We start from the raw sequence: 12,384 nt of genomic DNA on the forward strand, positions 1-12,384 counted from the left end.
TTGAGGGCGCACGACCGTTGACCAGCTTCACCGACGGCTATTGGTGGTCTCCCGACGGCCTCAGGCTCCATTATCGCGATTATGGCGGGGGCGAAGACGGTCGCCCGCCGCTACTGTGCCTGCCGGGCCTGACCCGCAACGCCCGCGATTTTGAACCCTTGGCCGATCGTCTGGCGGGCGATTGGCGCCTCATCTGCCCCGACATGCGCGGCCGGGCCGAAAGCGCTCAGGCCAAGGACCCGATGACCTACGTCCCGCTGACCTATTTGCAGGACATCAGCCGCCTTCTCGCCGACCTTGCCATCACCCGCTTCGTCGCGATCGGCACTTCGCTCGGCGGCCTCATCACCATGTTGATCGCCGCGACTCACCGCGAGTGGCTGGCAGGCGCGCTTTTGAACGATGTCGGGCCAAAGCTCGAACAGGCGGGCCTAGACCGCATCCGTACCTATGTGGGCGTTGGCCAATCGCACCAAAGCTGGGTTCAGGCCGCCCGCGCCCTCGAAGAGGCGAACCGAGATATCTACCCGCGCTATGGCCTCGAACAATGGCTAGCCATGGCCAAGCGCCTGTACCGCCTCAACAGCGGAGGCCGCGTAGTGCTGGACTATGACATGCGGATAGCCGAACCCCTCCGCTTGGCCGGAGGTGAGGCCGGGGTCGACCTGTGGCCCGTAATGTCTTCCTTCCAGGGCATTCCTTCATTGATTCTGCGCGGCGAACACTCCGATGTTATCAGCGCCTCAACAGCCGAACGCATGCTGTCAGATATGGGCTCGAGCGCTGAACTCGTGACCGTTCCCGACGTCGGCCACGCGCCGATCCTGGACGAGCCGGAAGCTGCCGCCGCCATCGACCGCCTACTCGCTCGAGTCCTGTATGGCTGACGCTCATCAGCGGCCGCCCCGCCTTCTTCATGTTCACGGCAGCTTCTCGCTTGGCGGCAAGGAAGCGCGCGCCGTCCGCCTGATGAACCTGTGGGGCAACCGCGCCAGCCATACGATTGTCAGCGCAGCGCCCGAAGCAATGGGCGCCCGATCGGCGATCGCGCCGGGAATAGATGTCAGCTTCCCCGATCCTCCACGGCTCACCGGCCGTCCCGGCCCAGGCCGCTTCCGGGCTTTAGGACGGTTCATGTCCAGTTTTGACCTCGTTCTCACCTATAATTGGGGCGCGATGGATGCTGTCATGGCCCATCGTTTCTGCTCATCCTTTTTCCCGATGCCCCCGCTCATCCATCATGAGGACGGCTTCAACATCGAGGAGGCTGAGCGCCTCAAGACAGGGCGCAACCTCTACCGTCGGCTGGCGCTCCAGCGCGCCCAGGCCGTCGTCGTGCCGTCCATCCGGCTAAACCAGATTGCCCGCGCGATGTGGCATCAGCCTGCGCGGAAAGTTCATCTGATCCGCAACGGGATCGACGTCGCGCAATATCTCCAACCCGTTCCCGGAGCCATTCCAGGGTTGGTGCGCTCACCGGGCAAGCTGCTTGTCGGCACGCTGGCCGGTTTGCGCCCGGTGAAGAATATCCCCCGGTTGGTCCGCGCCGTCGCGCCGCATCGTGATAAACTGCAACTGGTCGTCATCGGAGAAGGGCCTGAGCGCGACGCGATCATGGCGGAAGCGGCGCGGCACGGGCTTGACGACATCTGCATGCCCGGTTTCCTGCCCAATCCTTCGCGTTTCATGGGTTTGCTCGACATCTTCGCCCTTTCCTCCGACAGTGAACAATTCCCCATCTCCCTGGTGGAAGCGATGGCCGCGCGCCTGCCGGTGGCGTCAACGGACGTGGGAGATGTCGCTCAAATGGTCGCGCCGGAAAACCAGCCATTCATCGCCTCTGATGAGGCGGCGCTGTCCGACGCGCTAGGACGGCTGGCCGCAAGTTCCGATCTTCGCAACCGTCTGGGTGACGCGAACCTGCACCGGGCGCAACGCGATTTCGAAGAGGCTGCGATGGTGGACGCTTATGCGACGCTTTATGGACAGGTACTATCCAGCCCCCATATTTTGCGGTAGGGCGCGGCCGTAAATTCGTCATCGGTCGTGAAAGCTGCTATAGAGCGGCCCATAGTCGGCGGGTGACCCAGCAGCTGTTGCGCGGGAGATTAGGTTGTTCAAGGGTTTGAAGCCCATCATCTATGGTGGTCGTGAAGTATGGCCGCTGGTCGAGGGCGGGAAAGGCGTGGCCGTCTCCAATCACGCCAGTTCCGGTGCATGGGCCGCTGCGGGCGGCATCGGCACTGTGTCGGCGGTCAATGCCGACAGCTATGATAGCATGGGCAATGTCATTCCCCAGATTTACCACGGTCGTACTCGTCGCGATCGTCATGAAGAACTGATCGCCTATGCCGTCGATGGCGCGGTGGAGCAGGTGAAGCGCGCCTTCGAAATCGCTGGCGGTAAAGGCGCGATCAACATCAACGTCCTCTGGGAAATGGGCGGCGCGCAGCGCGTGCTGCACGGCGTTCTGGAAAAGACCAGAGGCATGGTGGCGGGCGTCACTTGCGGCGCGGGCATGCCCTACAAGCTCAGCGAAATCGCGGCCTCTTATGGCGTGAGCTACCTCCCTATCGTCAGTTCGGGCCGTGCCTTTCGCGCCTTGTGGAAGCGCGCCTATTCGAAGGCGTCTGAATGGCTGGCGGCCGTGGTGTATGAGGACCCGTGGCTGGCGGGCGGTCATAACGGCCTTTCCAATGCCGAGGATCCGCGGGAGCCTCAGGATCCTTATCCGCGCGTCAAGGCGCTTCGGGAAACCATGCGCGAAGGCGGCATATCCGACGAAGTGCCAATCGTCATGGCAGGCGGGGTCTGGCACCTCAAAGATTGGAACGACTGGATCGACAATCCGGAACTGGGCACCATCGCGTTCCAGTTCGGCACACGTCCGCTGCTGACGCAGGAAAGCCCTATCCCCCAGCTTTGGAAGGAACGCCTGACCCAGCTGGAACCGGGCGACGTGCTGCTGCATCGCTTCTCGCCGACCGGCTTCTACAGCTCGGCCATCCGCAACCCTTTCCTGCGCCAGCTTGAGGCGCGGTCGGAACGCCAGATCCCGTTCAGCACGGAACAGGCGGGCGATCACACGCATCAGCTTGATGCAGGCGTGAAGGGCAAGAATTTCTGGGTAACGCGCGGCGACCTGTTGCGGGCGCGCGAGTGGGTGGGGCAGGGCCTCACCTCCGCTCTCAAGACGCCGGACAACACGCTGGTATTCGTCACCGAAGAGGAACGCGCGGAGATCCGCAAGGATCAGACCGACTGCATGGGCTGTCTCAGCCAGTGCGCATTCTCTAGCTGGATGGACAGTGAAACGAACTCCACCGGCCGTCTTGCCGATCCCAGGAGCTTCTGCATCCAGAAATCCTTGCAAGAGGCGGTGCATGGCGGGGACCTGGACAAGAACCTCCTGTTCGCCGGACATGGCGCTTACAAGTTCAAGCAGGATCCTTTCTATTCCAACGGTTTCGTGCCGACGGTGAAGCAGCTCGTAGACCGTATTTTGACGGGCGACTGATGGCTGAAATTCAGGGATTGGCGGTGCTGGAATATCACACGCCACATTTCGACATAGTGCGCCCGGGCCAGTTCGTCCTTTGTGCGGTTTCGGGCGCACGTATCGATCTTGACGACCTTAAATATTGGAGCGCCGAGTTTCAGGAGGCTTATCGGGGTCCCGTTGAGGCGACCCAGTCCTTCCTGCGTCATCGCGGCTTAGTGACGGCCTGACCGGCCCGCACTTTTTGTTCCCTTTCCTGGTTTGATGCGTTATCCTGTCCACGCAGGCGACAAAGATCGCCGCGTGCGGAAGGATGTCGGCGATGTCGCGAATTGATATCTATGGCGATCGGATATGTGTCGTCACCAGCTTCCTCATTGTGGGCTGGTTTATTTACGACATTCTATTTTGATCGAACCTCGGCAACAGCGGCAAGCGTAAGTGACTGCCGTTAAAGCAAAGCTATGTTTCCTTTCAAAAGCGGCATTGTAGAAAGGCGTCGAGCTTAAGGCTCCGCGGCTTTTGAAGGATGACAGCTTGCTCCGCGTCAACAACGGCTAAAGCGCACGGCCCCCATGCGACCACGCAAGGTTTCGTGTTCCTCCGCATAAGGAGAAGACGATGAGCCCTCGACCCATTCTTGCACGCCGCAAACGCCCTGGCGACACAGGGCGCGACATCTACATTCCACACTCATCCTGGTCGCGGAAGCCCAGAGCTACGGCTGATGCCGTGATTGCGCCCGAAGACTTTTGGGCCAAACTCGGCATCTGATCAGCGGAAAACGACGGTCTTTCGACCATTCAGGAGCACCCGGCGGTCAGCGATCCAGCCGACCGCTCGCGCCAGAACCTGCGCCTCGATGTCGCGGCCGATGCGGATCATGTCTTCGGCCGTGGCACGATGGTCGACGCGCTCCACGGCTTGTTCGATGATCGGCCCTTCATCGAGGTCGGCGGTCACGAAATGCGCCGTCGCGCCGATCAGTTTGACGCCGCGCTCATGCGCCCGGTGGTAGGGCCGCGCACCCTTGAATCCCGGCAGGAAGCTGTGATGGATATTGACGCAACGTCCTTCGATCTGTTCCACAAGCTTTTCGGACAATACCTGCATGTAGCGTGCGAGGATCAGATAATCCGATCGTGATCGGCTGAAGACGTCCAGCAAAGCGGCTTCCTGCGTTGCCTTATCTCCGTTCGCCGGAAGCTCATGATAGGGGATGCCATGCCATTCGGTAATCCGGCGCATGTCGGGATGGTTCGACACGACCCCCATGATGTCGATGGCCAACGTCCCTGTCTGCCAACGGTGCAGGAGGTCGGCCAGACAGTGCGAGCCCTTGGAAACGGCGAGCAGCATCCGCGGCTTTTCCTGTGCGGCGGTGATACGCCAGTCCATGCCGAAGCGCGCGCCTACGGCATCGAACTCGCCTTGCAGTTGCTCGGTATCCGTGATCCGGCCATCGGTTGCCTCAAAAGCCACCCGCATGAAGAAGCGCCCCGCTTCCCTGTCGGCATATTGCTGGCTGTCCGTGATGAAGCATCCGCGTTCCGCCAGGAACTGGCTAACCGCTGCAACGATTCCCACACGGTCGGAGCAGACAAGCGTCAGCACCCATGATGGGATAACCGGATTGTTCAAAGGGAGACTCCGCGAATGATCGGGAAAGCCGTTGCCTTATGCCGCCCCCATGATCAAGCCGTTAAAGGACTTCAACCATTGGCGCTCGTCATCGCGAAAATTCCGGTGGCATTCCCCGAGTCGAATGACAGGTCCAGCAACCCGTTTGCGGGATCGACATCCCGGCTGATGAATTCGTAGAAAGAACCGGGTACTTGCCGCACCTTGTTTCCGGCAAATAGCCGTTCGACCGGGTCCGCGCGAAGGGCGGTCTGCTTCACGCGGCCATTGCGGGAAATTTCAACCTCATCCTTGATCGGCCATCCTTCAGCTTTCAGCCATTCGGCCAAGGCCGCGACATCCGCTACCCGGTCGGTGGCATGGTTGAAGGCGTTACCCTCCGTCGCGATCCACGCGGCTTCAGGTGACCGCGATAGCAACAGTTCATAGTCTTCCAACGTGGCAGGATCATGCTGCCGATCGAAGGCAGACACCAGGACCGGCAAAGCCGTCCGCGCATGCTGGAATGGGACAAGCTGTCCAGCGTCATAGGCGCGCAATACTGCCAGCGTTTCCGGATCGAGCGGATCGCGCGACGTGCCAAACACGCGCGCCGCGATTGTAGCAAACTCGGCATCAAACCGATCGACATGCAGTTCCGAAACGAAGAATTGAGGAATGTCTTGAGGCGCGTCGGCATGCGCATAGGCGCGCCCGGTCATTTTCAGCCGGTCCAGAGGATAAACCCCAGCCAGCGTGTAGCCCAATGGCTTTAGGATACGCGTGAAAGCGTCTTCCCCGGCGGGCAAAGCTCCCGTGGGGCCTTGGGGCAGGCGGATCGTTCTTAGTGCTCCATGATCGAACACCACTTTGCCACCGCTGGCCAACCTGTCCGCCACATAAGCAGCGCCGCTCGGAACCCGTTGCAGTAGGCCGTGAAACAGAATGACGTTCAAGGCCATGGCAAGCGCTGCCCGAGAGACATAAGGGCCGGTTTCCGCCAGCAAAGTCGGTGCGATCGTAAGCGCCGCAAGCACTTGCTCCGCAGCACTATCGCCCAGCGTGGCCCTGACCAGCGCTGTTACATTTCCCTGATCGCTATCGACGGCCATGGCGCGCTCCATATCGGATATGACCGTTATCGCGCGCCGATCCCCGACTTCCAAGAGCCAGTATTATGTCTCGTCACATTTTCCGGGGCATGCAATCGGCACCGGCAGCCTTGATGGCACTGCATAGCCGAGACGCTTCCGCGTTGTTTGCCAACGGCCCAGCCTGCAACCTGGTCATTGCTCCGCCTTTCACCAGAAAAAGCTGATAGGCCGACAGGCCAGCCACTTTGCCGCGCAGACTGGTCCAAAGCGCTCGCGCGCGGGCTTCTTCGCTAAATGCTCCCAGCTGTACGCGCCAGGGTCCGCTGGCAGCTACCTTGGGCTCTGGCGTCTTGCTGGCCTTAGCCTTTTCAACGACTGGCTTCGGCGTTTGGGCGGCGGCCACGGCGGCCTTGGGCGCATCAGATTTCGGCTTCGGCAATGGCTTGACGGGCGCAGGCTTTTCCGGAGTGCGCGCAGGTCGCAGATCGGCGCTCGCCATCGACGGCGCTTCTTCGCGCAGAATGGGCATGGCGGACAGGCGGCCATTGGCTTCCGCCAGCGCCGCTACCTCGTTCTGGCCCATCTCCCGCGCCAGCGCGAGCCCCTGCTGACGTTGATCATCAGGGATATATTTATCCATCTGCTTCAGGCTGGCCGTTGCCTGCGCCAGGCCCGCCGCCGCCGCCCGGCTCATCAGGGCATAGGCGCGGGGCCAGTTCTTGGTCGTCAGATCTCCGTTAAAAAGGGCCGTGCCGACGATATATTGGGCGCGCGGTTCGCCCCGCGCCGCGGATCGCTGCAGATAGGGAAGGGCGCTCGCACGCTCCCCTTGCTGAAACATCAGCAGGCCGAGATTGTCCTCGGCCCGAACGTGCCCCTGCGCGGCGGCCTTCCGATACCAATCGAGCGCGACGGCCATGTCGGCTTTGAAACCGCGTCCAAGCTTGTTCGCCTGGCCCATGTTGAATTGCGCATCAGGATCGCCAGCCTGCGCAAGCGGCCGCCAGACGCTGACGGCTTTTTCATAATCACCCTGCTGCCAGGCATCGACCCCGGCTTTTACATCGGCAAGGGCAGGCGGCGCCAGACTCAGCATCGTTGCGGCGGCCAAGATGCCCCAGATGTACTTCATGTGCATGTGCTCCTGAAAGAACAGCGTAGCCCCAGCCTATGAGCGAACAAGGTTAACGCTCGCTTAGCATTAGAAGGCGCATTCTTCATACCATGCTTCCTTTTGAAGGATGCGCCGAAGTTAACCAATTTTTAGGTGCCGCCGTGGCAGTCCAATAGGCAATTGGATTTTCTGGGGGAAACGCGCGTGCGCATACTCGCATTGGCATCGCAAAAAGGCGGATCGGGGAAGACCACCTTGTCTGGTCACTTGGCCGTTCAGGCGCAAAGGGCAGGCGCTGGCCCGGTCGTCCTGATCGACATCGATCCCCAGGGGTCCCTTGCCGACTGGTGGAATGAACGTGAGGCCGAATTTCCCGCCTTCGCCCAGACGACGGTCGCGCGTCTCGCGGCCGATCTTGAAATTCTGCGTCAGCAGGGCTTCAAACTTGCCGTGATCGATACGCCCCCGGCGATCACCATGGCCATTCAAAGCGTCATCTCCGTCGCCGAACTGATCGTGGTGCCGACCCGTCCCAGCCCTCATGACCTGCGCGCTGTTGGTGCGACGGTGGACCTGTGCGAACGGGCAGGCAAGCCGCTGATCTTCGTGGTCAACGCCGCGACGCCTAAGGCGCGCATCACATCGGAAGCTGCGGTAGCGCTTTCCCAGCATGGCACAGTTGCGCCGGTAACACTGCATCACCGCACCGATTTCGCCGCATCGATGATCGACGGCCGCACGGTGATGGAGGTTGATCCCAACGGCCGTTCGGCGGGCGAGGTCACGCAATTGTGGACCTATGTCTCCGACCGTCTGGAAAAGAATTTCCGTCGCACGGTCTTCTCGGTGCCCAACGGCACGGCGGGCACCAGCGGTGCGGTTCGTCCAGCGACGGGTGGCTTCGGCCGCCGCGTCGTAGGTCAGTAAAGGGAGGGAAGACATCATGGCCGAACCCAAGCCACTCGCTTCGCTGACCTCCGGACTTCTCGCCCGCAAGGGCGCTGCCCAGCCCGCCATGCGCCGCCCGATAATGGGCTTTGGCCATCAGGCAACGGCAGCGCTGCTCCAGGATGATCTGGGCTGGAACGACATGGGCTTCGATGTGACCGAGCCTGAACCGGTCCCTGCTGAACCTCGCGCCGTTGTCGGACTTACCCCGATGACGCTGCCGCCGGTAGCCGCGCCCATCCCTTCCGTCGTTGTCGAGCGAGAGGAATTGGCCGAGCGCATGGAAGAAGCGGTCAAGACGATCGCTCCCGCCATCCGCACCGGAACCAAAGGCCGCAAGGCCGCCTTCACGCTGCGGCTGGACGCGGATCGGCATCTGAAGCTTCGCCTTGCGAGCGCCGTCGCGGGCCGTTCTGCCCAACAGATGGTGACCGAAGCACTCGATATTTTCCTCGCCAGCCTGCCGGAAATCGACCGGCTCGCGCAGCAACTGCCGCGCGACGAAGCAGAGTAAGAAGGATCAAGCCATGAAGCGCAGCGCTCTTTCCAAGGCGGCACTTTCGTCGCTGATCGTTGGAACCACGATGGTCGGCTGCACCGGCGCGGCATTCCGTCCGTCTGCGATCGCAGCGGCCAAGGAGGATCCCAGCCGTGCGACGGCAGCCATCGACAAGGCGTTGATCAGCCGGGATGGCGTTCGCGCAGTCGCGGCGGCAGAGGCGGCGGTCAAAGCTGCTCCACAAGACGCAAATTATCGGCAGTTGCTGGGCCGCGCCTATATCGCGAGTGGCCGTCTCATTTCCGCCGAAACCGCGCTCACCGACGCAATGACCCTTGGCAATCGCGATTCCCGCACGATCGTCAGCCTCGCCCTGGTGAAGGTAGCGCTTGGGAAGAATGATGCTGCGCGCGAGTTGCTCGCGACCAATTCAGACGTCGTTCCCGCGAGCGACTATGGACTCGCCATGGCAATGGCTGGCGACGCGGCAGAGGGTGTTCGCATCCTGTCCGAAGCCATTCACGATCCCTCGGCCACCGCGCGCACGCGCCAAAATCTCGCCTATGCCTATGCGCTGGCGGGACGGTGGAAGGATGCGCGCGTGATGGCGGGCCTCGACCTCGAACCGCTCGCCGCCAATCAGCGCATCGCTCAGTGGGCGCAGACCGCTGCTCCCGATTTCGCGCAGCAGCGCATTGCCGGTCTGATGGGCATAGCCGTTGATGGCAGCGACGCGGGTCAGCCCGTCGCGCTCGCCCTCGCCACCGAAGCCGCGCCGGTCCAGATGGCAGAGGCAAGTGCGGCCGAAACGCCGACCGCTTCCGTTGCCGAGGAGGTGGCCCCCGAAGCGACGCAGCAGGAACCAGTTCAGCAGGCGGTCGCCTTCACGCCTTATGTCGCTCCGGCGATGCCCATGAAAATATCCCATGCTCCGGCAAAGGCCGCAGGGCTCCGCCAGCAGGCAGTCGCTCGCGCTCCGCTCGCGGCTCGCCCAGCACTTCGTTTCGATGGCAATGGGAACAGCCCGTGGGTCGTTCAACTTGGCGCCTATTCAAACGCTGCGATCGCCAAGGAGAAATGGTACGACATCGCCCGCCGGAACAGCGCGATAGCCGCGTTGCCGGTCCTCACCAGCCAGATTACCGTGAACGGCGTCAGCTATGCCCGCCTTGCGGTCAGCGGCTTTGACGATCGTGTGGAAGCGGCGGCGCTATGCCGCGCAATCCGCGCTCGCCGTGGCCAATGCTTCGTTCGGGAAAAAGCCCCCGGCGCGGCGCCGCAGCGGTGGGCGCTGGCATCCAAGCCGCGCCAGTTCGCTTCGCGCTGACCTAACGTCTTTCAGATCGATGACCTCATCCCCTCATGGGGATGGGGTTTGTCGTGTTTACGCTCTTTCGAGACAGCAAAGGGCGTCGCTTCGGTGGCGAGCAGTTCATCTCTACAGTCTCAACATACGAAGCGACGCAGCGATATTCCGGCAAGCGAATATGGGCGCGCTTGTCCGTCCGATCGGACGAATTCCGCTATATTCCGCAAATTTCTGGAGCTGCCCAAGTGGGCGAAAGTGGCTCCCCGAGTAGGATTCGAACCTACGGCCATTCGATTAACAGTCGAATGCTCTACCGCTGAGCTATCGGGGAGCAGCCCGGCTCTCGCTGGGCAGGCCGCGCCTATAGCAGCGAGATTCTTCGGATGGCAAGGACAGAATTGCGAATTTTTTCAGGCGATGAATTGTTCCGCTGCGATCCGGTCATCCAACGTATGTTCGGGGTCGAAAAGGAGGGTGAGAGGCGTCCCTCGATCGATCTGCACCTCGACCTCGGCGACGTCACGGACTTCGCGCTGATCCGCGACCGCGCTAACGGGGCGCTTCACCGGATCAAGCACGGTGAAACGGATCGCCGTGCTTTCAGGCAGGATCGCCCCACGCCAGCGGCGGGGACGAAAGGGGCTGATCGGCGTCAACGCTACCAGGCCCGACCCCAGCGGCAGGATAGGGCCATGCGCGGACAGATTATAGGCCGTAGAGCCAGCAGGCGTTGCGACCAGCACGCCGTCGCATACCAGTTCAGTGAGCGCTGTTCGGCCATTTACATGGACTTCCAGCTTCGCCGTCTGGCGCGTCTCACGCAGCAGCGACACTTCATTGATGGCGGGAATCGAAAAGCGTTCGCCATCGACGGTATCGACCGTCATGCGCAACGGATTGACCTTGAAAAGCTTGGCCGCCTCGATCCGCTGTTCCAGCCGTTCCAGCCGCCATTCGTTCATCAGGAAGCCGACCGTGCCAAGGTTCATTCCGAACACAGGCATGATCCGGCGGTTCTCCAGCATGGAATGCAGCGTTTGCAGCATGAACCCGTCGCCACCCAGCGCGATGATCATGTTCGCCTGTTCCACAGGGACGAACTCATAGGCGGCGCGAAGCCGTTCTTCGGCGGCCTTCGCAGCTTGGGTGGGGGACGCCAGAAGGGCGCGCCGTGGTTCCTCGGTCATCCGCCCGTTACACTCATGTGGCGGCTAACCGCTGCGGTCGGCGCATCGCCGCCGATGCGAAAATCATGCTTGGCTGGCTTCAAACGCAGCGCACGATCGATCAGTGGTTCGACCGCCCCGATGCCACCTTCACGGAAGGCGGTCTTAAGGTCGACATGATCCTCATGTCCCAGGCACATGAATATCTTCCCTTCGCAGGTCATGCGCATACGGTTGCAATCTGCACAGAAATTGTTGGTCAGGGGCGTGATAAGCCCCAATTTCACACGCATTCCGTCAACCGCATGATAGCGTGAAGGCCCGCCCGTGCGATGCGCGATCGGTCGCAGTTCATGCTGCTGCCGCAGTTGTTCCACTACTTCCGTCAGCGGCAGATAATGATCAGTGCGATCCTCGCCAGTCTCGCCCAGCGGCATCGTCTCGATCAAAGTCAGGTCGAATCCCTGCTGATCGCACCATTGGAGCATGGGCAGGATTTCATCATCATTGACGCCCTTCAGCGCCACCATGTTGATCTTGACCGCGAGACCCGCTGCCTTCGCCGCCGCCAGCCCCTCAAGAACCGGCCGGATGTCCCCATTGCGCGTGACATGGGCGAACCGCTGGGGATCCCGGCTGTCGAGGCTGACATTGATCCGCCGTACGCCCGCGTCGAAAAGTGCCTCGGCATGCTGGGCCAGCCGCGTGCCGTTGGTAGTCAATGTCAGTTCGTCGAGCTCTTCGCCCAAATGGCGTCCGATGCGCCGCACCAGGTCGACAATGTCCCGCCTGACCAGCGGTTCGCCGCCAGTCAGCCGGATCTTGCGAACGCCACGAGCGATGAAAAGGTCGGCGAGCAGCGCGATCTCCTCCAGCGTCAGCACCTGATCCTTGGGCAGGAAGGTCATGCGCTCCGCCATGCAATAGCGGCAACGCAAGTCACACCGATCCGTGACCGAAATCCGCAAATAGCTGATCCGGCGGCCCAACGCATCGGTCATGGCCGTGCGCCCAAGATCGGGCTTGTTCATGCTCGACTAGCTAGGCCATGGCAAAGTCCGGTGCAAGCACTGCCGGTTGCAGGAGCGTGAACGGGTCGCTAACGCCTGTCTGCTATATGCCCGCCATGCGCTGT

General features: G+C 61.7%; 12 protein-coding genes and 1 tRNA gene. 7 read left to right on the forward strand and 6 right to left on the reverse strand.

What is annotated here, in order from left to right; all coding sequences use genetic code 11:
* The first annotated feature begins 17 nt into the window (after window positions 1-17).
* The 4 genes from ACZ5ZH_RS03850 (at window position 18) to ACZ5ZH_RS03865 (ending at window position 3,729) form a co-directional block, all read left to right on the forward strand.
* A complete protein-coding gene (locus tag ACZ5ZH_RS03850; RefSeq protein WP_464772587.1) occupies window positions 18-887 on the forward strand; it encodes an alpha/beta fold hydrolase in 870 nt (289 codons plus the stop codon).
* Window positions 880-2,019, forward strand: a complete 1,140-nt coding sequence (locus ACZ5ZH_RS03855; RefSeq protein ID WP_464772235.1) for a glycosyltransferase family 4 protein — start codon at window positions 880-882, stop codon at window positions 2,017-2,019. Before ACZ5ZH_RS03850 ends, ACZ5ZH_RS03855 begins: the two co-directional genes overlap by 8 nt.
* Window positions 2,020-2,113: 94 nt before the next feature.
* Complete coding sequence (locus ACZ5ZH_RS03860) at window positions 2,114-3,517, forward strand: NAD(P)H-dependent flavin oxidoreductase (RefSeq protein ID WP_460987942.1); 1,404 nt, start codon at window positions 2,114-2,116, stop codon at window positions 3,515-3,517.
* Window positions 3,517-3,729, forward strand: coding sequence for a DUF2093 domain-containing protein (locus tag ACZ5ZH_RS03865; protein ID WP_196226283.1), 213 nt, complete (start codon window positions 3,517-3,519; stop codon window positions 3,727-3,729). Before ACZ5ZH_RS03860 ends, ACZ5ZH_RS03865 begins: the two co-directional genes overlap by 1 nt.
* Window positions 3,730-4,273: 544 nt before the next feature.
* On the opposite strand, the gene purU is transcribed toward ACZ5ZH_RS03865, so the two are convergent.
* From purU to ACZ5ZH_RS03880, 3 genes are all read right to left on the reverse strand, one after another.
* Window positions 4,274-5,140, reverse strand: a complete 867-nt coding sequence (gene purU / locus ACZ5ZH_RS03870; RefSeq protein WP_464772236.1) for a formyltetrahydrofolate deformylase — start codon at window positions 5,138-5,140, stop codon at window positions 4,274-4,276.
* Window positions 5,141-5,211: 71 nt separating this feature from the next.
* Window positions 5,212-6,231 (reverse strand): 2-oxoadipate dioxygenase/decarboxylase family protein, encoded by a 1,020-nt coding sequence (locus ACZ5ZH_RS03875; protein ID WP_464772237.1) that lies wholly within the window; start codon window positions 6,229-6,231, stop codon window positions 5,212-5,214.
* Between the two features lie 73 nt (window positions 6,232-6,304).
* On the reverse strand, window positions 6,305-7,351 hold the full coding sequence (locus ACZ5ZH_RS03880; protein WP_464772238.1) for an SPOR domain-containing protein: 1,047 nt from the start codon (window positions 7,349-7,351) through the stop codon (window positions 6,305-6,307).
* Window positions 7,352-7,531: 180 nt separating this feature from the next.
* Here ACZ5ZH_RS03880 and ACZ5ZH_RS03885 point away from each other — a divergent pair, with 180 nt between their 5' ends.
* The 3 genes from ACZ5ZH_RS03885 to ACZ5ZH_RS03895 are packed head-to-tail and all read left to right on the forward strand — an operon-like array spanning window position 7,532 to window position 10,101.
* Window positions 7,532-8,254 carry an AAA family ATPase gene (locus ACZ5ZH_RS03885; RefSeq protein WP_449472118.1) on the forward strand — a complete coding sequence of 241 codons (723 nt, stop codon included), beginning with the start codon at window positions 7,532-7,534 and terminating at the stop codon, window positions 8,252-8,254.
* 16 nt (window positions 8,255-8,270) lie between these two features.
* Entirely contained in the window at window positions 8,271-8,789 is a 519-nt protein-coding gene (locus ACZ5ZH_RS03890; RefSeq protein ID WP_196226278.1) for a hypothetical protein, read from the forward strand.
* Between the two features lie 13 nt (window positions 8,790-8,802).
* Entirely contained in the window at window positions 8,803-10,101 is a 1,299-nt protein-coding gene (locus tag ACZ5ZH_RS03895; protein ID WP_464772239.1) for an SPOR domain-containing protein, read from the forward strand.
* A 238-nt stretch (window positions 10,102-10,339) separates the two neighbouring features.
* On the opposite strand, the gene ACZ5ZH_RS03900 is transcribed toward ACZ5ZH_RS03895, so the two are convergent.
* The 3 genes from ACZ5ZH_RS03900 to moaA all read right to left on the reverse strand — a co-directional run bounded on the left by ACZ5ZH_RS03900 (window position 10,340) and on the right by moaA (window position 12,280).
* Window positions 10,340-10,414 (reverse strand) — tRNA-Asn (locus ACZ5ZH_RS03900).
* A 79-nt stretch (window positions 10,415-10,493) separates the two neighbouring features.
* On the reverse strand, window positions 10,494-11,270 hold the full coding sequence (locus tag ACZ5ZH_RS03905; RefSeq protein ID WP_196226276.1) for an NAD kinase: 777 nt from the start codon (window positions 11,268-11,270) through the stop codon (window positions 10,494-10,496).
* A complete protein-coding gene (gene moaA, locus ACZ5ZH_RS03910; RefSeq protein ID WP_464772240.1) occupies window positions 11,267-12,280 on the reverse strand; it encodes a GTP 3',8-cyclase MoaA in 1,014 nt (337 codons plus the stop codon). The genes ACZ5ZH_RS03905 and moaA overlap by 4 nt, the downstream gene beginning before the upstream one ends.
* Between the last annotated feature and the right edge of the window lie 104 nt (window positions 12,281-12,384).

Source organism: Sphingobium sp. TomMM7A (genome assembly GCF_055397305.1).

What these genes read in the sequence shown, in the direction of transcription:
- ACZ5ZH_RS03865 (WP_196226283.1), top strand. Translation starts at nt 3,517, where the DNA reads ATGGCTGAAATTCAGGGATTGGCGGTGCTGGAATATCACACGCCACAT.
- ACZ5ZH_RS03875 (WP_464772237.1), bottom strand. Translation starts at nt 6,231, where the DNA reads ATGGCCGTCGATAGCGATCAGGGAAATGTAACAGCGCTGGTCAGGGCC.
- ACZ5ZH_RS03895 (WP_464772239.1), top strand. Translation starts at nt 8,803, where the DNA reads ATGAAGCGCAGCGCTCTTTCCAAGGCGGCACTTTCGTCGCTGATCGTT.
- moaA (WP_464772240.1), bottom strand. Translation starts at nt 12,280, where the DNA reads ATGAACAAGCCCGATCTTGGGCGCACGGCCATGACCGATGCGTTGGGC.
- ACZ5ZH_RS03880 (WP_464772238.1), bottom strand. Translation starts at nt 7,351, where the DNA reads ATGCACATGAAGTACATCTGGGGCATCTTGGCCGCCGCAACGATGCTG.
- ACZ5ZH_RS03855 (WP_464772235.1), top strand. Translation starts at nt 880, where the DNA reads ATGGCTGACGCTCATCAGCGGCCGCCCCGCCTTCTTCATGTTCACGGC.
- ACZ5ZH_RS03890 (WP_196226278.1), top strand. Translation starts at nt 8,271, where the DNA reads ATGGCCGAACCCAAGCCACTCGCTTCGCTGACCTCCGGACTTCTCGCC.
- ACZ5ZH_RS03905 (WP_196226276.1), bottom strand. Translation starts at nt 11,270, where the DNA reads ATGACCGAGGAACCACGGCGCGCCCTTCTGGCGTCCCCCACCCAAGCT.